Raw genomic sequence first — 22,053 nt, 5'->3', positions numbered from 1 at the left:
GTGCCATCCGCCAGCCCGCTGGCCGGCCCGAACGACTCGTGGCTGGCCGCAGGCTCACCGATTTCCATTAGCCACGCCCGCTCACGCGGGCCAACGAAGAACTTTGAACAATGGCCACTATCCACGTAGACGGCAAAGCGCTCGAAGTCAACGGTGCGGACAACCTGTTACAGGCGTGTCTGTCACTCGGCCTCGACATCCCCTATTTCTGCTGGCACCCGGCGCTCGGTAGCGTCGGCGCCTGCCGGCAGTGCGCGGTCAAGCAGTACACCGACGAGAACGACACCCGTGGTCGTATCGTCATGTCCTGCATGACCCCTGCCTCCGACGGCACCTGGATCTCCATCGAAGACGAAGAGTCCAAGGCGTTCCGCGCCAGCGTCGTCGAATGGCTGATGACCAACCACCCGCACGACTGCCCGGTGTGCGAGGAAGGCGGTCACTGCCACCTGCAGGACATGACGGTAATGACCGGCCACAACGAGCGCCGCTACCGTTTCACCAAGCGTACCCACCAGAACCAGGACCTCGGCCCGTTCATCGCCCACGAGATGAACCGCTGCATCGCCTGCTACCGCTGCGTGCGCTACTACAAGGACTACGCCGGCGGCACCGACCTGGGTGTGTACGGCGCCCACGACAACGTGTACTTCGGTCGCGTTGAAGACGGCGTGCTGGAAAGCGAGTTCTCCGGCAACCTCACCGAGGTCTGCCCGACTGGTGTGTTCACCGACAAGACCCACTCCGAGCGCTACAACCGCAAGTGGGACATGCAGTTCGCCCCAAGCATCTGCCATGGCTGCTCCAGCGGCTGCAACATCAGCCCGGGTGAGCGCTACGGCGAACTGCGCCGCATCGAGAACCGCTTCAACGGCTCGGTGAACCAGTACTTCCTGTGCGACCGTGGCCGCTTCGGCTATGGCTACGTCAACCGCAGCGACCGCCCACGCCAGCCGCTGCTGGCCGACGGCACCAAGCTGTCGCTGGACGCCGCCCTGGACAAGGCCGCCGACCTGCTGCGCGGCCGCACCATCGTCGGTATCGGCTCGCCACGCGCCAGCCTCGAAAGCAACTACGGCCTGCGTGAACTGGTCGGCGCCGAGTACTTCTACTCGGGTATGGAAGCCGGTGAGCTGGCCCGCGTGCGCCTGGCGCTGAACGTGCTGAACAACAGCCCGCTGCCGGTGCCGACCCTGCGCGACATCGAAGACCACGACGCAGTGTTCGTGCTCGGCGAAGACCTCACCCAAACTGCCGCCCGTGTTGCCCTGGCCGTACGCCAGGCCACCAAGGGCAAGGCCGAAGCCATGGCCGACGCCATGCGCGTACAGCCTTGGCTGGACGCCGCGGTGAAGAACATCGGCCAGCACGCGCTGTACCCGCTGTTCATTGCATCCTTGGCTGAAACCAAGCTGGACGACGTTGCCGAAGAGTGTGTGCACGCCGCTCCCGCCGACCTGGCCCGCATCGGTTTCGCCGTAGCCCACGCCATCGACCCGAGCGCCCCGGCCGTCGAAGGCCTGGACAGCGACGCCAAGGCCCTGGCCCAGCGTATCGCCGACGCCCTGGTTGCTGCCCAGCGCCCGCTGATCGTCGCCGGTACTTCGCTGGCCGACCCGGCGCTGATCGAAGCCGCCGCCAACATCGCCAAGGCCCTCAAGCTGCGCGAGAAGAATGGCTCGCTGAGCCTGGTCGTGCCTGAGGCCAACAGCCTCGGCATGGCGATGATGGGCGGTGAGTCCATCGACGCCGCCCTGGACGCGGTGATCAGCGGCAAGGCCGACGCCATCGTCGTGCTGGAAAACGACCTGTACGCCCGCGTACCGGCCGCCAAGGTCGACGCCGCCCTGGCCGCCGCCAAGGTGGTGATCGTCGCCGACCACTCCAAGACCGCTACCAGCGACCGCGCCCACCTGGTACTGCCAGCTGCCTCGTTCGCCGAAGGCGACGGTACCCTGGTCAGCCAGGAAGGCCGTGCCCAGCGCTTCTTCCAGGTGTTCGACCCGCAGTACCTGGACAGCAGCATCCAGATCCACGAAGGCTGGCGCTGGATGCACGCCCTGCGTGCCACCCTGCTCAACAAGCCGGTGGACTGGACCCAGCTGGATCACGTCACCAGCGCCTGCGCCGAAGCCGCCCCGCAACTGGCCGGCATCGTCAACGCCGCACCAAGCGCCGCGTTCCGCATCAAGGGCATGAAGCTGGCCCGTGAGCCGCTGCGCTACTCGGGCCGTACCGCCATGCGCGCCAACATCAGCGTGCACGAGCCGCGTACCCCGCAGGACAAGGACACCGCGTTCGCCTTCTCCATGGAAGGCTACTCGGGTTCGGCCGAACCGCGTCAGCAGGTGCCGTTCGCCTGGTCGCCGGGCTGGAACTCGCCGCAAGCCTGGAACAAGTTCCAGGACGAGGTCGGCGGCCACCTGCGTGCCGGTGACCCGGGCGTGCGCCTGATCGAATCCCAAGGCGACCGCCTGAGCTGGTTCACCGCCATCCCTGGCGCGTTCAACCCGGCCCGTGGCACCTGGACCGCCGTGCCGTTCTTCCACCTGTTCGGCAGCGAAGAGAGCTCCTCGCGCGCCGCCCCGGTGCAGGAGCGCATCCCGGCCGCCTACGTCGGCCTGGCCAAGTCCGAAGCCGACCGCCTGGGCGTCAACGACGGCGCGATGCTGAGCCTGAACGTGGCCGGTGTGTCGCTGCGCCTGCCGCTGCGTATCAATGAAGAGCTGGGCGCTGGCCTGGTTGCGTTGCCCAAAGGCCTGGCCGGCATTCCGCCCGCCATCTTCGGTGCATCCGTCGAAGGCCTGCAGGAGGCAGCACAATGAGCTGGTTCACCCCCGAAGTGATCGATGTGATCATTCAGGTCGTCAAGGCCATCGTGGTGCTGCTGGCCGTGGTGGTCTGCGGCGCGCTGCTCAGCTTCGTCGAGCGTCGCCTGCTGGGCTGGTGGCAGGACCGCTACGGTCCGAACCGCGTCGGCCCGTTCGGCATGTTCCAGATCGCTGCCGACATGCTGAAGATGTTCTTCAAGGAAGACTGGAACCCGCCCTTCGTCGACAAGATGATCTTCACCCTGGCGCCGGTCGTGGCCATGAGTGCCCTGCTGATCGGCTTCTCGATCATCCCGATCACCCCGGGCTGGGGCGTGGCCGACCTGAACATCGGTCTGCTGTTCTTCTTCGCCATGGCCGGCCTGTCGGTCTACGCCGTGCTGTTCGCCGGCTGGTCGTCGAACAACAAGTACGCCCTGCTGGGCAGCTTGCGTGCTTCGGCGCAGACCGTGTCGTACGAGGTGTTCCTGGGCCTGGCGCTGATGGGCGTGGTGGTGCAGGTGGGTTCGTTCAACATGCGCGACATCGTTGAATACCAGGCCCAGAACCTGTGGTTCATCATTCCGCAGTTCTTCGGCTTCTGTACCTTCTTCATCGCTGGCGTCGCCGTGACTCACCGTCACCCGTTCGACCAGCCGGAAGCGGAACAGGAACTGGCCGACGGCTACCACATCGAATACGCCGGCATGAAATGGGGCATGTTCTTCGTTGGTGAATACATCGGCATCATCCTGATCTCGGCGCTGCTGGTCACCCTGTTCTTCGGTGGCTGGCACGGTCCGTTCGACCTGCTGCCGCAGCTGCCGTTCTTCTGGTTCGCCCTGAAGACCGCGTTCTTCATCATGCTGTTCATCCTGCTGCGCGCCTCGATCCCGCGCCCACGCTATGACCAGGTGATGGACTTCAGCTGGAAGTTCTGCCTGCCGCTGACCCTGATCAATTTGCTGGTGACCGCTGCGATCGTGCTCTACAACACGCCAGCCGTCGCGGCCCAGTGAGGATTTGACCCATGTTCAAGTATATCGGCGACATCGTTAAGGGCACCGGCACTCAGCTGCGCAGCCTGGTGATGGTGTTCTCCCACGGGTTCCGCAAGCGCGACACCCTGCAGTACCCCGAAGAACCCGTGTACCTGCCGCCGCGCTACCGCGGCCGCATCGTCCTCACCCGCGACCCCGACGGCGAGGAGCGCTGCGTAGCGTGCAACCTCTGCGCGGTGGCCTGCCCGGTCGGCTGCATTTCGCTGCAGAAGGCCGAGACCGAGGACGGTCGTTGGTACCCCGAGTTCTTCCGCATCAACTTCTCGCGTTGCATCTTCTGCGGCCTGTGTGAAGAAGCGTGCCCGACCACCGCGATCCAGCTCACCCCGGATTTCGAAATGGCCGAGTTCAAGCGTCAGGACCTGGTGTACGAGAAAGAAGATCTGCTGATCTCCGGCCCCGGCAAGAACCCTGACTACAACTTCTACCGTGTTGCCGGTATGGCCATCGCTGGCAAGCCGAAAGGCTCTGCGCAGAACGAAGCCGAGCCGATCAACGTGAAGAGCTTGCTCCCATAAGGACAGAAAGATGGAATTCGCTTTCTACTTCGCATCCGGTGTCGCCGTTGTCTCCACGCTTCGCGTGGTGACCGGCACCAACCCGGTGCACGCCCTGCTCTACCTGATCATCTCGCTGATTTCCGTGGCGATGATCTTCTTCTCCCTCGGTGCGCCTTTCGCCGGCGCCCTGGAAGTGATCGCCTACGCCGGCGCCATCATGGTGCTGTTCGTGTTCGTGGTGATGATGCTCAACCTCGGGCCGGCCTCGGTCGCCCAGGAACGCGGCTGGCTCAAGCCCGGCATCTGGGCGGGGCCGGTGATCCTCGCCGCCCTGCTGCTGCTGGAGCTGCTGTACGTGCTGTTCGTCAGCCCGTCGGGCGCCGCCATCAGCGGTACCACCGTCAGCGCCAAAGAAGTCGGCATCAGCCTGTTCGGGCCGTACCTGCTGGTGGTTGAACTGGCTTCGATGCTGCTGCTCGCGGCAGCCGTCACCGCCTTCCACCTGGGCCGCAACGAGGCGAAGGAGTAAATCATGGGTGCTATCCCTCTCGAGCATGGTCTGGCGGTCGCCGGCATCCTGTTCTGCTTAGGTCTGGTTGGCCTGATGGTCCGCCGCAACATCCTCTTCGTGCTCATGAGCCTGGAAGTCATGATGAACGCCTCTGCCCTGGCGTTCATCGTCGCCGGTGCCCGTTGGGTCCAACCCGACGGCCAGGTGATGTTCATTCTGGTGATCAGCCTGGCAGCCGCCGAGGCCAGCATTGGCCTGGCGATCCTGCTGCAGCTGTATCGCCGCTTCCACACTCTCGACATCGATGCTGCCAGTGAGATGCGCGGATGAACCTTATCTTCCTGACGTTCGTATTCCCCCTGATCGGCTTCCTGCTGCTGTCGTTCTCCCGTGGGCGGTTCTCGGAGAACCTGTCCGCGCTGATCGGCGTCGGCTCGGTCGGTCTGTCGGCGGCCACCGCCGCCTACGTGATCTGGCAGTTCAACGTCGCCCCGCCTGAGGGCGGTGCGTACAGCCAGCTGCTGTGGCAGTGGATGTCGGTGGACGGCTTCGCGCCGAACTTCACCCTGTACGTGGATGGCCTGTCGGTCACCATGCTGGGCGTGGTCACCGGCGTGGGCTTCCTGATCCACCTGTTCGCCTCCTGGTACATGCGTGGCGAAGCCGGTTACTCGCGCTTCTTCTCGTACACCAACCTGTTCATCGCCAGCATGCTGTTCCTGGTGCTGGGCGATAACCTGCTGTTCATCTACTTCGGCTGGGAAGGCGTGGGCCTGTGCTCGTACCTGTTGATCGGTTTCTACTACAGCAACCGCAACAACGGTAACGCGGCACTCAAGGCGTTCATCGTCACCCGCATCGGCGACGTGTTCATGGCCATCGGCCTGTTCATCCTGTTCGCCCAGGTGGGCACGCTGAACGTGCAGGAACTGCTGGTGCTGGCACCGCAGAAGTTCCAGGCCGGTGACACCTGGATGGTCCTGGCCACCCTGATGCTGCTGGGTGGCGCGGTCGGTAAATCGGCCCAGCTGCCGCTGCAGACCTGGCTGGCCGACGCGATGGCGGGCCCGACCCCGGTTTCGGCACTGATCCACGCCGCAACCATGGTGACCGCGGGCGTTTACCTGATCGCCCGTACCAACGGCCTGTTCCTGCTGGCCCCGGACGTCCTGCATCTTGTGGGCGTGGTCGGTGGCGTGACCCTGGTGCTGGCCGGCTTCGCCGCGCTGGTGCAGACCGACATCAAGCGTATCCTCGCCTACTCGACCATGAGCCAGATCGGCTACATGTTCCTGGCCCTGGGCGTAGGTGCCTGGGACGCGGCGATCTTCCACCTGATGACCCACGCCTTCTTCAAGGCCCTGCTGTTCCTTGCCTCGGGTGCGGTGATCGTTGCCTGCCACCACGAGCAGGACATCTTCAAGATGGGCGGCCTGTGGAAGAAGCTGCCGTTGGCCTATGCCAGCTTCGTGGTCGGTGGCGCTGCACTGGCCGCCTTGCCGATCCTGACCGTGGGCTTCTACTCCAAGGACGAGATCCTCTGGGAAGCCTTCGCCAGCGGCAACACCGGCCTGCTGTACGCCGGCCTGGTCGGCGCGTTCATGACCTCGCTGTACACCTTCCGCCTGATCTTCATCGCCTTCCACGGCGAAGCCAAGACCGAAGCCCACGCCGGCCACGGCATCAGCCACTGGCTGCCGCTGGGTGTGCTGATCGTGCTGTCGACCTTCATCGGCGCCTGGATCCACCCGCCACTGGCAGGCGTGCTGCCTGAGAGCGCCGGCCACGCCGGTGGCGAAGCCAAGCACTCGCTGGAGATCGCCTCGGGCGCCATCGCCATCGCCGGTATCCTGCTGTCGGCCCTGCTGTTCCTGGGCAAGCGTCGCTTTGTCAGCAGCATCGCCAACAGTGGTATCGGTCGCGTCCTGTCGGCCTGGTGGTTCGCCGCCTGGGGCTTCGACTGGATCTACGACAAGCTGTTCGTCAAACCTTACCTGCTGATCTGCCACATCCTGCGCAAGGACCCGGTGGACCGCAGCATCGGCCTGATCCCACGGATGGCTCGCGGCGGCAACGTCGCCATGAGCAAGACCGAGACCGGCCAGCTGCGTTGGTACACCGCCTCGATCGCCGTCGGCGCCGTGCTGGTGCTGGGCGCTGTGGTAGTGGCTGCGGTATGACTATGAAGAACCTTGCGACTTTGCCAAAGGAAACCAACCCGTCATGATTTTGCCTTGGCTGATCCTGATCCCCTTCATCGGCGGCCTCCTGTGCTGGCTGGGTGAGCGCTTCGGCGCCACCCTGCCCCGCTGGATCGCGCTGCTGACCATGTCCCTGCTGCTCGGCATCGGCCTGTGGCTGTGGGCTAACGGCGACTACACCCTGGCCCCGGCGCCGGGCGCCGAACCGCACTGGGCCCTCGAATACAAGTTCGAGTGGATCAAGCGTTTCGGCATCAGCGTGCACCTGGCCCTGGACGGCCTGTCGCTGCTGATGATCCTGCTGACCGGCCTGCTCGGCGTGCTGTCGGTACTGTGCTCGTGGAAAGAGATCCAGCGCCACGTCGGCTTCTTCCACCTCAACCTGATGTGGATCCTCGGCGGCGTGGTCGGTGTGTTCCTGGCCCTGGACCTGTTCCTGTTCTTCTTCTTCTGGGAAATGATGCTGGTGCCGATGTACTTCCTCATCGCGCTCTGGGGTCACAGTTCGTCGGACGGCAAGAAGACCCGGATCTACGCAGCGACCAAGTTCTTCATCTTCACCCAGGCCAGCGGCCTGATCATGCTGGTGGCGATCCTTGGCCTGGTGCTGGTCAACTACAACACCACCGGTGTGCTGACCTTCAACTACAGCGACCTGCTCAAGGCCGAACTGCCGGCTGGCGTGGAATACGTGCTGATGCTGGGCTTCTTCATCGCCTTCGCGGTGAAACTGCCGGTGGTGCCGTTCCACTCCTGGCTGCCTGACGCTCACGCCCAGGCACCGACCGCAGGTTCCGTGGACCTGGCGGGCATCCTGCTGAAGACCGCGGCCTACGGCCTGCTGCGCTTCGCCCTGCCGCTGTTCCCGAACGCCTCGGCCGAGTTCGCGCCGATCGCCATGACCCTGGGCCTGATCGGTATCTTCTACGGTGCCTTCCTGGCCTTCGCGCAAACCGACATCAAGCGCCTGATCGCCTTCTCCAGCGTCTCGCACATGGGCTTCGTGCTGATCGGCATCTACTCCGGCAGCCAGCAGGCCCTGCAAGGCGCGGTGATCCAGATGCTGGCCCACGGCCTGTCGGCCGCCGCGCTGTTCATCCTGTCCGGCCAGCTGTACGAGCGCCTGCACACCCGTGACATGCGCCAGATGGGTGGCCTGTGGCACCGCATCGCCTACCTGCCGGCCATCAGCCTGTTCTTCGCCGCCGCGTCGCTGGGCCTGCCAGGCACCGGTAACTTCGTCGGTGAGTTCCTGATCCTGATCGGCAGCTTCGCCCACGTACCGTGGATCACCGTGATCGCCACCACCGGTCTGGTGTTCGGTTCGGTCTACTCGCTGATCATGATCCACCGCGCCTACTTCGGCCCGGCCAAGGCCGACACCGTACTGGCAGGCATGGACACCCGCGAGATGATCATGGTGCTGGGCCTGGCTGGCCTGCTGATCCTGCTGGGCGTGTATCCGCAGCCGTTCCTCGACACCTCTGCCGCCACCATGAGCGGTGTGCAGCAGTGGCTCGGTTCCGCTTTCACTCAACTCGCTTCGGCCCGGTAAGAGCGCTATGGAATTCACCACTCAACACTTCATCGCATTGGCGCCGATGCTGATCACCACCATCACCACGGTGGTGGTGATGCTGGCGATCGCCTGGAAGCGCAACCACTCGCAGACTTTCCTGCTGTCCACCGTGGGCCTGAACCTGGCCCTGCTGTCGATCCTGCCGGCACTGAAGGTTGCACCGCTGGCGGTCACCTCGCTGGTCACCATCGACAAGTTCGCCTGCCTGTACATGGCCATCGTGCTGGTGGCGACGCTGGCCTGCGTGACCCTCGCCCACGCTTATCTGGGCGAAGGCTCCAAGGGCTTCCCGGGCAACCGTGAAGAGCTTTACCTGCTGCTGCTGATGTCGGCACTGGGCGGCCTGGTGCTGGTCAGCGCCAACCACCTGGCCGGCCTGTTCATCGGCCTGGAGCTGCTGTCGGTGCCGGTCTACGGCCTGGTGGCGTATGCGTTCTTCAACAAGCGCTCGCTGGAAGCCGGCATCAAGTACATGGTGCTGTCGGCCGCCGGTTCCGCCTTCCTGCTGTTCGGCATGGCCCTGCTGTACGCCGACGCCGGCAGCCTGACCTTCGACCAGCTGGGCAAAGCCCTGGCCGCCACCAGCATGCCAAGCCTGCTGGCCCAGCTGGGCCTGGGCATGATGCTGGTCGGCCTGGCGTTCAAGCTGTCGCTGGTGCCGTTCCACCTGTGGACCCCGGATGTGTACGAAGGCGCCCCGGCGCCGGTGGCCGCGTTCCTGGCCACCGCCAGCAAGGTCGCGGTGCTCGCCGTGGTCGTGCGCCTGTTCATGCTCTCCCCTGCCGCCAGCAGCGGCGTGCTGAGCACCGTACTGGCGGTCATCGCCGTGGCCTCGATCCTGATCGGCAACCTGCTGGCGCTGACCCAGAGCAACCTCAAGCGCCTGCTCGGTTACTCGTCCATCGCCCACTTCGGCTACCTGGTCATCGCCCTGGTCGCCAGCAAGGGCCTGGCCATGGAAGCCATGGGTGTGTACCTGGTCACCTACGTGATCACCAGCCTCGGCGCCTTCGGCGTGATCACCCTGATGTCCTCGCCTTACGCCGGCCGTGACGCCGACGCCCTGTACGAGTACCGCGGCCTGTTCTGGCGCCGTCCGTACCTGACCGCGGTACTGACCGTGATGATGCTGTCGCTGGCCGGTATCCCGCTGACTGCGGGCTTCATCGGCAAGTTCTACATCATTGCCACCGGTGTCGAGTCGCAGCTGTGGTGGCTGGTCGGCGCCCTGGTGCTGGGCAGTGCCATCGGCGTGTACTACTACCTGCGCGTCATGGTTACCCTGTACCTGGTCGAGCCGAACCTGCGTCGCCACGACGCCCCGCTGAAGTGGGAACAGCGCACCGGCGGCGTGATGCTGCTGGCCATCGCCATTCTCGCCTTTGTGCTGGGTGTGTACCCGCAGCCACTGCTGGAAATGGTGCAACAGGCTGGCCTGCAACTGATCGGTTGATCGGCTGCTAGCGTCACCAGACACCCCGCCTCGGCGGGGTGTTTTTTTTGGCCCTTTCGCCGGCAAGCCGGCTCCCACAGAACAGCATCGCCCCTGTGGGAGCCGGCTTGCCGGCGAAAGGGCTGCAACGCAGCCCCATGCCCCCTACAGATCGACCACTGTGCTTCGTCTGCCTTTTGCAGCGTCAGACTCCCGCACTCGATCTGGAACCCCGTCCCCATGCGCCCCACCCTGCCCTACTCCCTGCTGGCGCTGTTCGTCGCCGGCACCACCCAGGCCGCCAACCGCGTCGAACTCGACCAGGTGCTGATCCAGGGCCAGCAGCAATCCGAACTGGAAGCCGCCGCCGAGCGTCTGCACGAAATCCCCGGCGCCAGCAACCTGGTGGACATGGACAAGGTGGGCCAGGGTCGGGTGGCCAGCAACCAGGACGTGCTCGCCTACCAGCCCGGGGTGTTCGCCCAGTCGGCCGGCAACGACGGCATCAAGCTGTCGATCCGCGGCTCGGGCATCAACCGTGCGCCCGGCGCCCACGGCTCCGGCGTATACACCATGTTCGACGGCCTGCCGCTGACCGGCCCAGGTGGCACCCCCTATGAACTGTTCGAGCCGCTGTGGCTGAGCCGCGCCGAAGTGCTGCGCGGCGCCAACGGCTTCGACCAGGGCTCGCTGGCCCTGGGCGGCGCGATCAACTACGTCACCCATACCGGCTACGATGCCGCGCCCTTGCAGGTGCGCTACGAGGTCGGCAGCCGTGGCTACCAGCACCGGCATGTCAGCAGCGGCCAGGTGCTGGGCAACCTCGACTACTACGTGGCCCTGACCGACTCGGAATACGACGGTTACCAGGCGCACAGCAGTGGCAGCGCCAAGGGCATCGCCGCCAACCTTGGCTACCGCTTCAACCCGAACCTGGAAACGCGCTTCTACCTGCGCTACCGCGAAACCGAGAACGAGCTTGCCGGGCGCCTGACCAAGGACCAGATCAAGCACCACCCGCGTGCGGCCAACGCCGCCTACCTGGCCCGCGACGACAGCCGCCCGCAGCCGGGCAGCACCTGGGTGGGCAACAAGACCACGTTCTTCCTCGACGACGATTCGCGCCTGGAGGCCGGGCTGGTCTATCACGACTTCCCCATGGACCTGCGCGAAGGCCCGATGCGCCTGAAGGTTGCCTACACCGATGTCAGCGGCACCCTGAACTACATGCGTCGCGACACCCTGTTCGGCCACGAGAGCAAGACCACGGTCGGCTGGCGCACCACCAAGCACCTGCCCAACAGCGGTGCCTCGCAGTTCGCCCGCAGCGGCGGCGACAACTTCGGCGCCCGCAGCCGCGACTTCAGCTACCAGGGCTCGGACACCGTGCTGCATGTGGGCAACGACCTCGAGCTGATCCCCGACCTGTGGCTGACCACCGGGCTTGCGGCGATCTATACCCGCCGTGAGAGTGACGTCACCTATAGCTCACTGACCTACCCCGCCACGGGCGGCAAGGTCAGCCAGCACGACTGGGACTACGCGCCGCGCGTGGGCCTGCGCTACGACATCCGCCCGGACCTGCAGGTGTACGGCAACCTCAGCCGTTCGGTGGAGCCGCCGCACCCGTGGTCGCTGGTCTGGAGCTCGACCTCGGCGACCCAGCCGATCGAGATGCAGAACCAGACCGCCACCACCCTGGAACTGGGCGCACGCGGCGATTCGGCGCTGGGCCGATGGGACCTGGCCTGGTACTACGCGCAGGTTCGCCATGAACTGCTGGCCGTGGAGATCGTGCAAGGGGCGCTGCCCAAGGAGTTCAACGCCAGCCCCACCGTGCACCAGGGCGTCGAAGCCGGCCTGGACAGCACGCTCTGGGAGCAGCCCGGCACTGGCAAGCTGAGCCTGCGCCAGGCCTACACCTTCAGCGACTTCCACTACCGCGACGACGACAAGTTCGGCGACAACCGCCTGCCCGGCATCCCCATGCACTATTACCAGGCCGAACTGCGCTACGACTGGCCGAGCGGTTTCTATGCCGGGGTAAATACGCAGATGGCCTCCAAGGTGCAGGTGGACTATGCCAACAGCTACCCCGCCGACGCCTACGCCCTGCTCGGCGCACGGCTGGGCTGGGATTCGCCGAAACGGGACTGGCAGACCTGGCTGGACCTGCGCAACCTGACCGACAAGCGCTATGCGGCGACGGTGACGCCGGGGTATGACGATGGCGGCAAGGATGTCGCCCGCTCGACGCCGGGGGAAGGCTTCGGTGTATATGCGGGGGTGTCGTACAGCTTCCGATAAACAGTTTGGGGCTGCGATGCAGCCCATTCGCGGGTAAACCCGCTCCCACAGGTTTCGTGCAGTTCCCTGTGGGAGCGGGTTTACCCGCGAATGGCCCTTTCAGGACGGCAACTGCACCTGCGGCTTGGTCGAGGCAAAGATCGCCCAGCTAGACACGAACAACGCCGCGATCAACGGCCCGATCACAAAGCCGTTGAGCCCGAATACCGCCAGCCCGCCCAAGGTGGACACCAGCACCAGATAGTCCGGCATGCGCGTGTCCTTGCCCACCAGGATCGGCCGCAACAGGTTGTCCACCAGCCCGATCACCAATACCCCGAAGGCGGTCAGCACGATGCCCTGCCAGGTCGCCCCGGTCAGGATGAAATAGGCCGCCACCGGCGCCCAGACGATCCCCGCGCCCACCGCCGGCAGCAGCGACAGGAACGCCATCAGCACCGCCCAGATCAGCGCACTGGGGATATCCAGCACCCAGAAGATCAACCCGCCCAACGCGCCCTGGGTAATCGCCACCAGCAGGTTGCCCTTGACCGTGGCCCGTACCACGCGCTTGAACTTCAGTTGCAGGCGGCGCTTCTGCTGCTCGGGTATGTCCCGCCAGGTCGTACCGCAACGCAGCCTCCAAAAATGTCGTTGAGCACGAAGCCGTCATCAACTTTTAAAGCAGCCGAATACCGAAGGGCTATGAACAGATCCTCGGTCAATTTCCATTCTGCCTACGCTGAAAAGTTCGTATCGCGTGGATATCGCAGAATCCTTACCTGACAAGACGAAAGCGCTATGGACAATCAGGGTGTCGAGACGGCACTTCAAAAGCAACATTAACAGCCAAAAAAATAACTAACTGCATTCTTTACACCAGTGGAAATCAAATTGAGCAATCATTGACACCTAAATACATGAGAAAGCACAAGCCACCCCAAATCCAATCTAATTCACAAGCCCGCCACACATACCGCGTTTAATACAGAGGTTTATCTGAACGAAAAGTCTTACGGGTATTCGATATGCATCCTACACATACCCAGCATGCAACGACTCCATCTACATTCATAACTGAAACCCTCGCCACCAACCAACAAATCCATCACCCACGCTCAAGGAGCATAACCACCTGAAAACAATAAAAATTTATAAAAGATAGAAATTTTCTCGACAAATCCCTTGCTTCCAAAAAATAGATCTGATTGGCTAAAAATCTGCACCCCAAACCACAATACGGGATAAGTTTCTCATACACGCTCAACCTCGCACCGCCTTGTGCGAACACTCTCATAGTCTCATGCACTTCTCGAAAAAACAGCTGACAACACTTAATGACGAAACTTGCGAAAAACCAAAGACAGACAAAAAAACACCAGAAAGGCAAAAACATGAAAGAGATACTAATTAAAACCCACAACTCGAACATAGACAAAGAAAGCATCTCAATCTTGAATGGAACTATTACCATTCCAAAGCAGTATCTCCGTGACCGCGCCCACATTGAGGACGGGAGCACCCTTCTCGTCTCAGGCACGCTTATCGAAGGTATCGGCACTACACATTCCGACATCGACTGCATCGTACTATGCGACAAGCGACCAACAGCATATGATTTCCGCGAAACACAACACGCTCTTGTAACCGATATAAACTATCACTATCTGACACGCAACGATGAAGTCCATAACACAACAGACTTCTACGATCATAGCGGGCTGCACATAGACACCGATTACATCACGTTCGCCGAAGTCGAATTGATCATAGAAAAAATCGAAACTGCTTTCGATGCTATCTCCTTGGATCAGCGATTCCTCTACACCCCCGTATTAGTGGAGCGTGAGAATAATGTCATCCACCGCTCCTTAACCGGCACTGCGTTGGTAAACACTTCAAGATTTGACGTCTTGAAAAAATCTATTCCTCGAGAGAAATATATCTACGTCGCCCATCGAGAGAAGCTCCCTGTGTTCTATGCGTTCCAAGACGTACAAGGTTGCTGGCAATCAGGAAATCTCTGGATGGGCTGCGAAATCACACGCGACATGATGCTTAAAACCACAATGAGCTTCAGCTATCTGACGGGCATTACCAACAAACATCCAAAATGGGTATATTCGAACATGTTTCGAGTCGAGGGCCACGACGACTTGAAACAGGAGTTTTTTGAGCTCTCCCGACAAGGCGCCTCAACCGAGCCCGCATGCCGAAAATACATAGAGGACGCATTGAACTACATGGACAAGGTCTTTACCGCCATGGAGGCAATACTCAACAAAAGCCAGATTTATCCTTCAACCGAAGCATCACTAACCGCTCTAAACCTTGAATTCAATAGCCGCCATCAGACCGAGCATAAAATCTCTACTTGCGAATACTACTTCAGGAAGAAATTTTTCACTACCGAGGATACACCTTCACTGACCTGCCTACTAAAGGAGTGGGACTAAGCATGAACACAGTGCCCGCCAAGCATGGATGCATCATGGCTGTGAATGCTGGAAGCTCCTCAATAAAGACTTCAATATTTCATGGCGAGCAACGCATCGACATCAACATTAACTTCATAGGCCTTGCGACCCAAACCATAAAAATCAGATATCACGAATTACCCAACTGTCGAAACGAGACCTATTCAGTAACAGTATGCGACAACCTTCAACAGGCAGCAGCTGTCATTATGGAAAAATGCAGCTCCGTCTTGGCCGAACTCAATTGGCCAGCACCCAAGATCGTTGGACACCGGGTCAAATTTTCGGGTTTCGGAACATCTGTTGAACCCTTCACCCGCAAAAATCAAATGATACTCGCCTTCAACGACTACCTCAGCTCGCGACATAACACGTTGTGCCTGGCCGTACTGAGAGAATCTTGTGCCTTGTACCCTGATGCACAACAGCTCATGGTCAGGGATCAGGCGGTGAGTACGTTGTCACTGCACAAGGAAGCTACCGTTCCATTTGCCCATGACATCATCAGGCGGTATGGCCTCTACGCGCATGGTTATCATGGGCTTGCCATAAAGGCTTGCCTTCAGAATTTGGCAGAAACACACGACATCCACTTGTTCAACGGTGTCATCTGCCAAATCGGGTCCGGAGTGAGCTTTTCAAAAGTCGATGCTGGGAAAATTGTTTACAACAGCATGCAATTTTCAGCCTGCGATGGGCCTATCATGCATAATCGCTCCGGCACCCAACCTCCCGGGCTGATCCTGCGCTTATTGAAATATGGTTTGAAGCCGCACTTGCTCTCGAGCCTATACAATCGTCGCAGCGGCATATATGGTCTCGCGGACCTCTCACCAAACAGCACGACCACGGTCGAGGAGATTCTGTGCCAAGATCAGTTTAAGGATGCCAAGGAATCGTACCTTACAACCAACGCAATTGAGCTTTTTAAAACAGTTACCATAGCACGCACCACCAGTAATTACGTGTTTTCCGGTGGCCTGACTAACAAACATAGATGGCTAGGACCTGAACTGCTATATCGAGCTCATTTAATCAACGCCAACGCAAAGCAAGTACTCATCACGAAGCTCGAAAACCCTCATGCATCGCACGCAAGTCACAAAGGCACGTCTATTTATATAGTGGACATTGATGAGCAACTCTGCATCCTCAAGGAGTGCCTAGACTTTGAAAGTAACCCGACCACTGATTTCTCCTACCAAGCCATATGTGAAGTTCCCGGAACATCCATAGGCATCCTCCAAGAAGGACAGGCAGGATGGGGGAATAGCCACATCTGTCTCATTCATCCGAATTCCGACTTTCCTTTCGACCCCAAAGACTTCCCAGAAGCCTTCATTTTCCATGGCCCCGATCGCGATCAGTTTTTCATGCGAGCAGCGTATGCCAGACGCTATGGAATCCCCGCCATATTCATCGCGCAGGGTGAGTTCACCCCTAACACGCTGATTAACAAAAAAATCTATCTCGACACTCCGACCACCACGGTAGTTCCTCTATGAATATGACCAACACTCAATATTTCAACGAGCTCCTGCTGCTGCCTGCTATCCGCAAAATAGCCGTGGATCCGGAGGGAGAGCTTACATTCAAGCAGAAGAGCATTGGCTCCGATGCTGAGTTGATCCTTACAATGGCGGACATGAGCCATACAATAGTAAATGGAAACTGGCAGACTCCGACTACCTTAGCGCTATCTGGCATCGTCTACCTGACAGGGCGATTAACTTTCTTATGTCACGAAACTCGCCAAGCAGCCACAGAGATCCTCGAGAGCGACCTGAAAATCGCGCTTCAACTTCCAGGCGAGTCCAACTGGATTTGCCATGCTAACGACGAAGCGAGCAGACATCCCATCAACGCGCTTGACTATTCCGAAGCCCTCCAGCGCTTTGTTTCCCTGTACTCCCCCTGCCCGCTGAAAATACATCGTGAGACGCTGGATTTATCACTTCCGGCTCTCGCAGCTGCCTACGACTTACTGTTCACGCTGTTAATCAACCCCCTCCGGTAGCCAGCCTAAATGGAAGTCATCGGTAATGAACAACATTGACTCGCTCGCCAGACATTTACCTCTCGCATCACGCCTCAATTATCTGTCGGCGCACAGAATTGCAGAGTCACTCTACCAACAGATAATCAATGCGTATGACGCCCATCAACACCCCGCCGTAGCAAATTGTACTATTCTTTCACTTGCACACATTTCAACCACGGTCAACATCAGCATCTATAATAGTTGGATGTCAGCCTTTGATGACCTCTACCTCATCCCCAAGAAGTCATCACTCAACACCAACCTCCTGCGGCACATAAAAAACCCTACCCGCCTCCTCAAAGCGCGCGCCAGGTGCGACTTCCGTGATTCGATAAGTGAAATCATGACTCTCTTGCTCTCCAGTAAAAGCCCAGTGATCATCTTCGACATAGGTGGCTACTTCGCACCTTTCATTGATGAATTGTCCGTCTTTTTAGGAGATCGCCTGATACTAGTGCTTGAAGACACGGCAAATGGTCACTTCAAGTACAAGAAAACTCGCTTCCACATGGAGTCCAATCGCTTCAAATCCGTTGCTTTCGACTCCTACAAGATGGCTGAAAATGTAATGGTCGCCAACATCATCCTTGGCCATCTAGGAAAATTTATAACTGACTGGTCGCCCCACAAGCCTACCCTTATTGTCGGTTATGGCCGTATCGGGCGCTCGTTTTGTTTAGCGTTGAAAGCAATGGGGGCGCAAAGAATTTCAGTCATGGATACAGACAACGCACGCTTATTCATGGCTTCGACCGAAGGATTTGAAACACTGACGCCCAGGCAATTAGAGCTTATCGCGGACCGCTATGATTACTGCTTTTCAATGTCAGGACAACAAGGTGTAAATGAAAATGTTTTAACATCAATGAAACATAGATCCTATCTCTTGGTCGTAACGTCATACGACGATGAATTCTCAACAGCCCTCAAGCTAGCCTTTGAATCAGGCAACAGCGACTCACTGGACTGGGAAGGCAAGAGAATCAATATTGTCAATCGAGGGCATCCGATCAACCTTTCCGCCTCAGCGGCATTCGATGCCCGCAATCTCTCGCTTCACTTTCTGTTTGGTCGAATCTTCTCGACCTTCCTTGACTCCCTGGGACTTACTGCGCGTCATGACTGGGAAGATGATGTATACAATCAGATCCTCTCGGAGATGCTATTCATATGATAATCGCCAGACTCGCAGCAACTCTGATCATTTCAAGAGTCGGAGAGATGGTTTCATCATTCCTGTTCCTGTCGTTCGTAGGTCACGCCCTTCCAAACTCACAAGGACATGCGTCATTCGCATGGGCGTTCGTTTCCTTGGCAACTGTAACCGGCATCGGTTTTTTTTCCACGCTGATGATCGATGTCGCCGCTTCCCGCAATCACAACGTGGAAAGCCTGCGGATACTTCTTCAGTCGGGTCTCAGATTGGCACTGGGCTTAGGGTCTTTAATCGTGCTCGCCATATATATCTACCTGCACGTGATGGCCGACTCCAGCGAAGAATTGAATCAACCGGATGGCAAGATTCTGTTTCTGTTCTCTTTATCACTCCCCGCCATCTATCTTCAAATCGTCATATTCAATTACCTGAACGCCTTGGAACAGCCGAAGTATGAGTTCATGTTTGTATGGTGTTTCAACATTGCATTACTGACCGCGGCAAGCGCCTACACCGTTGGCGCGTTCGATATCACGATAGAGCAATTTGTTACCGCGTTTAGCTTGTTGCGCTGGGCATTCATCGTCGTTACACTCCTCCTATTGAGAAAAAATTTTGCGCCGTCTGAGAACAAATCCATCGCCCGCATACCGGGCAGTAAGGACTACTGCCTATTCATCTACCGAGGCGTTCCATTGGCAATCTGTTTCGGTGGTGAGAGTTTCCTGTACTTCGCATTCTCGCTGATTGCCAAAGCGCAAGGCGACACCTCATTGGCGGCCTATCAAGCCACTATCCATTTTCTTAGTCTCATTTACATGATTTCTATAGGTATTGGTAATGCCACTGCCATTTCCCTGGCTCCAGCAGCCATTACAGGAGAAATGAACGTTGTCAAGAGACGATTGTTTGAAGGGCTTGCCTTGGGAGGCTTGCTACTTGCCCCCTGTCTGTTGATATGCCTGTATTTTTCTTCTTCTGTCGCCAATTTGTATTCAGCGGATTTGGCTACCGCCAGCTTGATCAGCGACCATCTTAGACTCGCAGCGCCCTTCTTGGTCTTTGAGTTTATCTACATCGTCGCACGTATGGTTCTCAGAAGCCTCGGTGATTTCTGGATCCCGACTCTCATGACGATTCTGTGCATGAATGGGCTCGGCCTTTCAGTGGTAGCTGGGCTCTTCTGGATTTATGCGCCTGATACCCAATTCATATTCTGGTCATTGACGATTAGTACACTTGTGCTCATGACTTTGCTGACCTGGCGTCTAGCCCTTCACCTGCTGGTGGACCAGCCAATGCAGCTCCTTCCCGGTCGCGCTAAACGACCATGAACCATCTCCTCCTACGCCTAGCCGTCACGACGGCAACTGCACCTGCGGCTTGGTCGAGGCAAAGATCGCCCAGCTGGACACGAACAACGCCGCGATCAACGGCCCGATCACAAAGCCGTTGAGCCCGAATACCGCCAGCCCGCCCAAGGTGGACACCAGCACCAGGTAGTCCGGCATGCGCGTGTCCTTGCCCACCAGGATCGGCCGCAACAGGTTGTCCACCAGCCCGATCACCAGTACCCCGAAGGCAGTCAGCACGATGCCCTGCCAGGTCGCCCCGGTCAGGATGAAATAGGCCGCCACCGGCGCCCAGACGATCCCCGCGCCCACCGCTGGCAGCAGCGACAGGAACGCCATCAGCACCGCCCAGATCAGCGCACTGGGGATATCCAGCACCCAGAAGATCAACCCACCCAACGCGCCCTGGGTAATCGCCACCAGCAGGTTGCCCTTGACCGTGGCCCGAACCACGCGCTTGAACTTCAGCTGCAAGCGGCGTTTCTGCTGCTCGGGCAGCGGCACGGCCTGGCGAACCTTGCGCGCCACCTCTGCGCCCTCGCGCAGGAAGAAGTACAACAGGTAGAGCATGATGCCGAAGCTCACCAGGAACTCGAAGGTGCCCTGCCCGAAGCTGAACGCCTGGCCTGCAAGGAACTGGCTACCCTGGGTGGCCCACTTGGTGATCTTGTCGCGCAGGCCGTCGAGGTTGCCCATGCCCATGCGGTCCAGGGCATGCTGGGCATAGTTCGGGAGCATATCCTTGCCGCGTTCGATATAGCCGGCAATGTCCAGTTGGCCGCTCTCCACGCGCTGGTACAGCGCCGCGCCCTCCTGCACCAGCAGCATGCTGATGATGATCACCGGCAGCACCGCGATCAGCAGGCAGACCACCAGGGCCAGTGACGTCGCCAGGTTGCGCCGCCCGCCCAGGCGCAGCAGCAGACGACGCTGCAAGGGCGCGAAGAGGATGCCCAGCACCACGGCCCAGAAGATCGCGCCGAAGTACGGCAAGAGAATCCAGATGAAAGCAATGGTCACCAGCGCCAGCAGCGCAGTCAGGGCCTTGTTCTGCAACACGGTCTCGTTCATGGGCATTCCTCAGGGGTTCAACACTTTAGTGCGCGTCGTAACGGCAAAAGTGCCGTTGACCCAGATCAATACCGCGGCAACGCCGCCGCCGTAGCATCCGCGCCTTTTGCCCCCGGTGCGCACCCATGACCTCACCCGCCAAGCCCGAACTGCTCGCCCCCGCCGGCACCCTGAAGACCATGCGCTATGCCTTCGCCTATGGCGCCGACGCGGTGTACGCCGGCCAGCCGCGCTACAGCCTGCGGGTGCGCAACAACGAATTCGACCACGCCAACCTGGCACGCGGCATCCAGGAGGCCCAGGCCCAGGGCAAGCGTTTCTACGTGGTGGTCAACATCGCCCCGCACAATGCCAAGCTCAAGACCTTCCTCAGGGACCTGGCGCCGGTGATCGCAATGGGCCCGGACGCGCTGATCATGTCCGACCCGGGGCTGATCATGCTGGTGCGCCAGCACTTCCCGCAGATGGCCATCCACCTCTCGGTGCAGGCCAACACGGTGAACTGGGCCAGCGTGCAGTTCTGGCAGCAGATGGGGCTGACGCGGGTGATCCTGTCGCGCGAGCTGTCGCTGGAAGAGATCGAAGAGATCCGCCAGCAGGTGCCGCAGATGGAACTGGAAGTGTTCGTCCACGGCGCGTTGTGCATGGCCTACTCCGGGCGCTGTCTGCTGTCGGGCTACCTGAACAAGCGCGACGCCAACCAGGGCTCGTGCACCAACGCCTGCCGCTGGAAGTACCAGGCCACCCCGGCCACCGAGAACGCCACCGGCGATATCGTGCGTGAATTCGAACCGACCCTGGGGCTGGGTGCGCCCACCGACCAGGTGTTCCTGCTGCAGGAGAGCAACCGCCCGGGCGAAGAGATGCCGGCCTTCGAGGACGAGCACGGCACCTACATCATGAACGCCAAGGACCTGCGCGCCATCCAGCATGTCGAGCGGCTGACGCAGATGGGTGTGCACTCGCTGAAGATCGAGGGCCGCACCAAGTCGCACTTCTACTGTGCCCGGGCGGTGCAGTCGTACCGCCAGGCCATCGACGACGCGGTGGCCGGAAGGCCATTCGACCGGGGCCTGATGGGCAACCTCGAATCCCTCGCCCAGCGCGGCTACACCGAGGGGTTCCTGCGCCGCCACGTGCACGACGAGTACCAGAACTACCAGCGCGGCAATTCGGTGTCCGAGCGCCAGCAATTCGTTGGCGAGCTGACTGGCGTGCGGGTTGACGGCCTGGCCGAAGTGAAAGTGAAGAACCGCTTCGCCGTGGGCGACCACCTGGAGCTGATGACCCCGCGCGGCAACTACCACTTCGACCTGCACCGCCTGCACGACCGCCAGCAGCAGGCGATCGAAGTGGCACCCGGCGATGGCCACGTGGTGTACCTGCCGATCCCCGAGCAGGTGTCGCTGGAGTTCGGCCTGCTGATGCGTGACCTGGACAACGCCGAGGCGCCTGCCTGACAAATCTGTAATGCACGCCTCAGGTGACTGACAGGCTCTGGCGGCGAGGATCGTGGCTCATCTTCGGGCTGTTCGCAGGCCATCGCGGGGGAAGAACAATCCCCCACGGGGGGAGG

General features: G+C 60.1%; 16 protein-coding genes and 1 pseudogene. 15 read left to right on the top strand and 2 right to left on the bottom strand.

Annotation, left to right across the window (positions count from 1 at the left end):
* Window positions 1-110: 110 nt before the first annotated feature.
* The 9 genes from nuoG to ACQ4N9_RS08150 all read left to right on the top strand — a co-directional run bounded on the left by nuoG (window position 111) and on the right by ACQ4N9_RS08150 (window position 12,401).
* On the top strand, window positions 111-2,825 hold the full coding sequence (nuoG, locus tag ACQ4N9_RS08190) for an NADH-quinone oxidoreductase subunit NuoG (RefSeq protein ID WP_390969091.1): 2,715 nt from the start codon (window positions 111-113) through the stop codon (window positions 2,823-2,825).
* Window positions 2,822-3,829, top strand: coding sequence for an NADH-quinone oxidoreductase subunit NuoH (gene nuoH / locus ACQ4N9_RS08185; protein ID WP_110993938.1), 1,008 nt, complete (start codon window positions 2,822-2,824; stop codon window positions 3,827-3,829). The genes nuoG and nuoH overlap by 4 nt, the downstream gene beginning before the upstream one ends.
* Before the next feature lie 11 nt (window positions 3,830-3,840).
* Window positions 3,841-4,389, top strand: coding sequence for an NADH-quinone oxidoreductase subunit NuoI (nuoI, locus tag ACQ4N9_RS08180; protein ID WP_011534620.1), 549 nt, complete (start codon window positions 3,841-3,843; stop codon window positions 4,387-4,389).
* A 10-nt stretch (window positions 4,390-4,399) separates the two neighbouring features.
* Window positions 4,400-4,900, top strand: coding sequence for an NADH-quinone oxidoreductase subunit J (nuoJ, locus tag ACQ4N9_RS08175; protein WP_110993939.1), 501 nt, complete (start codon window positions 4,400-4,402; stop codon window positions 4,898-4,900).
* Between the two features lie 3 nt (window positions 4,901-4,903).
* A complete protein-coding gene (gene nuoK / locus ACQ4N9_RS08170) occupies window positions 4,904-5,212 on the top strand; it encodes an NADH-quinone oxidoreductase subunit NuoK (RefSeq protein ID WP_008096201.1) in 309 nt (102 codons plus the stop codon).
* Window positions 5,209-7,062 (top strand): NADH-quinone oxidoreductase subunit L, encoded by a 1,854-nt coding sequence (gene nuoL, locus ACQ4N9_RS08165; RefSeq protein WP_390969094.1) that lies wholly within the window; start codon window positions 5,209-5,211, stop codon window positions 7,060-7,062. Before nuoK ends, nuoL begins: the two co-directional genes overlap by 4 nt.
* A gap of 43 nt (window positions 7,063-7,105) precedes the next feature.
* Window positions 7,106-8,638 carry an NADH-quinone oxidoreductase subunit M gene (gene nuoM, locus ACQ4N9_RS08160; protein ID WP_258642459.1) on the top strand — a complete coding sequence of 511 codons (1,533 nt, stop codon included), beginning with the start codon at window positions 7,106-7,108 and terminating at the stop codon, window positions 8,636-8,638.
* A 7-nt stretch (window positions 8,639-8,645) separates the two neighbouring features.
* The gene (gene nuoN, locus ACQ4N9_RS08155) at window positions 8,646-10,115 is read left to right on the top strand and encodes an NADH-quinone oxidoreductase subunit NuoN (RefSeq protein WP_390969096.1); all 1,470 of its coding nucleotides are present in this window, start codon (window positions 8,646-8,648) and stop codon (window positions 10,113-10,115) included.
* Between the two features lie 219 nt (window positions 10,116-10,334).
* Window positions 10,335-12,401 (top strand): TonB-dependent receptor family protein, encoded by a 2,067-nt coding sequence (locus ACQ4N9_RS08150; protein WP_390969098.1) that lies wholly within the window; start codon window positions 10,335-10,337, stop codon window positions 12,399-12,401.
* 99 nt (window positions 12,402-12,500) lie between these two features.
* Here the strand turns inward: ACQ4N9_RS08150 and ACQ4N9_RS08145 are convergent.
* Window positions 12,501-12,992 (bottom strand): annotated as a pseudogene (locus ACQ4N9_RS08145) (AI-2E family transporter); the annotation flags it as partial.
* A 782-nt stretch (window positions 12,993-13,774) separates the two neighbouring features.
* Here ACQ4N9_RS08145 and ACQ4N9_RS08140 point away from each other — a divergent pair.
* Genes ACQ4N9_RS08140 through ACQ4N9_RS08120 form a run of 5 tightly spaced genes read left to right on the top strand, consistent with a single transcriptional unit; the run spans window position 13,775 to window position 19,388 of the window.
* The gene (locus ACQ4N9_RS08140) at window positions 13,775-14,836 is read left to right on the top strand and encodes a hypothetical protein (RefSeq protein ID WP_390969100.1); all 1,062 of its coding nucleotides are present in this window, start codon (window positions 13,775-13,777) and stop codon (window positions 14,834-14,836) included.
* Window positions 14,837-14,838: 2 nt separating this feature from the next.
* Window positions 14,839-16,362, top strand: coding sequence for a hypothetical protein (locus tag ACQ4N9_RS08135; RefSeq protein WP_390969103.1), 1,524 nt, complete (start codon window positions 14,839-14,841; stop codon window positions 16,360-16,362).
* Complete coding sequence (locus tag ACQ4N9_RS08130; protein WP_390969105.1) at window positions 16,359-16,874, top strand: hypothetical protein; 516 nt, start codon at window positions 16,359-16,361, stop codon at window positions 16,872-16,874. The genes ACQ4N9_RS08135 and ACQ4N9_RS08130 overlap by 4 nt, the downstream gene beginning before the upstream one ends.
* Window positions 16,875-16,899: 25 nt before the next feature.
* Window positions 16,900-18,072 carry a hypothetical protein gene (locus tag ACQ4N9_RS08125; protein WP_390969107.1) on the top strand — a complete coding sequence of 391 codons (1,173 nt, stop codon included), beginning with the start codon at window positions 16,900-16,902 and terminating at the stop codon, window positions 18,070-18,072.
* 47 nt (window positions 18,073-18,119) lie between these two features.
* The gene (locus ACQ4N9_RS08120) at window positions 18,120-19,388 is read left to right on the top strand and encodes an MATE family efflux transporter (RefSeq protein WP_390969109.1); all 1,269 of its coding nucleotides are present in this window, start codon (window positions 18,120-18,122) and stop codon (window positions 19,386-19,388) included.
* A 24-nt stretch (window positions 19,389-19,412) separates the two neighbouring features.
* Here the strand turns inward: ACQ4N9_RS08120 and ACQ4N9_RS08115 are convergent, their stop codons facing one another.
* Complete coding sequence (locus ACQ4N9_RS08115) at window positions 19,413-20,477, bottom strand: AI-2E family transporter (protein WP_125464792.1); 1,065 nt, start codon at window positions 20,475-20,477, stop codon at window positions 19,413-19,415.
* A 125-nt stretch (window positions 20,478-20,602) separates the two neighbouring features.
* Between ACQ4N9_RS08115 and yegQ the strand changes: the two genes are divergently transcribed.
* Window positions 20,603-21,937: a tRNA 5-hydroxyuridine modification protein YegQ gene (gene yegQ, locus ACQ4N9_RS08110; RefSeq protein WP_390969111.1), complete on the top strand. Its 1,335-nt coding sequence runs from the start codon at window positions 20,603-20,605 to the stop codon at window positions 21,935-21,937.
* Window positions 21,938-22,053 lie beyond the last annotated feature (116 nt).

Source organism: Pseudomonas sp. ES1 (genome assembly GCF_050586605.1).
GTDB lineage: Bacteria > Pseudomonadota > Gammaproteobacteria > Pseudomonadales > Pseudomonadaceae > Aquipseudomonas > Aquipseudomonas sichuanensis.
The sequence above is the reverse complement of the archived record's forward strand: the minus strand, read 5'-3'. Positions and strand labels throughout refer to the sequence as shown.

Coding starts and splice junctions, on each gene's coding strand:
- ACQ4N9_RS08140 (WP_390969100.1), top strand. CDS start 13,775: ATGAAAGAGATACTAATTAAAACCCACAACTCGAACATAGACAAAGAA.
- nuoM (WP_258642459.1), top strand. CDS start 7,106: ATGATTTTGCCTTGGCTGATCCTGATCCCCTTCATCGGCGGCCTCCTG.
- nuoL (WP_390969094.1), top strand. CDS start 5,209: ATGAACCTTATCTTCCTGACGTTCGTATTCCCCCTGATCGGCTTCCTG.
- nuoN (WP_390969096.1), top strand. CDS start 8,646: ATGGAATTCACCACTCAACACTTCATCGCATTGGCGCCGATGCTGATC.
- yegQ (WP_390969111.1), top strand. CDS start 20,603: ATGACCTCACCCGCCAAGCCCGAACTGCTCGCCCCCGCCGGCACCCTG.
- ACQ4N9_RS08125 (WP_390969107.1), top strand. CDS start 16,900: ATGAACAACATTGACTCGCTCGCCAGACATTTACCTCTCGCATCACGC.
- nuoI (WP_011534620.1), top strand. CDS start 3,841: ATGTTCAAGTATATCGGCGACATCGTTAAGGGCACCGGCACTCAGCTG.
- nuoJ (WP_110993939.1), top strand. CDS start 4,400: ATGGAATTCGCTTTCTACTTCGCATCCGGTGTCGCCGTTGTCTCCACG.
- ACQ4N9_RS08135 (WP_390969103.1), top strand. CDS start 14,839: ATGAACACAGTGCCCGCCAAGCATGGATGCATCATGGCTGTGAATGCT.
- nuoK (WP_008096201.1), top strand. CDS start 4,904: ATGGGTGCTATCCCTCTCGAGCATGGTCTGGCGGTCGCCGGCATCCTG.
- nuoH (WP_110993938.1), top strand. CDS start 2,822: ATGAGCTGGTTCACCCCCGAAGTGATCGATGTGATCATTCAGGTCGTC.
- ACQ4N9_RS08150 (WP_390969098.1), top strand. CDS start 10,335: ATGCGCCCCACCCTGCCCTACTCCCTGCTGGCGCTGTTCGTCGCCGGC.
- ACQ4N9_RS08120 (WP_390969109.1), top strand. CDS start 18,120: ATGGTTTCATCATTCCTGTTCCTGTCGTTCGTAGGTCACGCCCTTCCA.
- nuoG (WP_390969091.1), top strand. CDS start 111: ATGGCCACTATCCACGTAGACGGCAAAGCGCTCGAAGTCAACGGTGCG.
- ACQ4N9_RS08130 (WP_390969105.1), top strand. CDS start 16,359: ATGAATATGACCAACACTCAATATTTCAACGAGCTCCTGCTGCTGCCT.
- ACQ4N9_RS08115 (WP_125464792.1), bottom strand. CDS start 20,477: ATGAACGAGACCGTGTTGCAGAACAAGGCCCTGACTGCGCTGCTGGCG.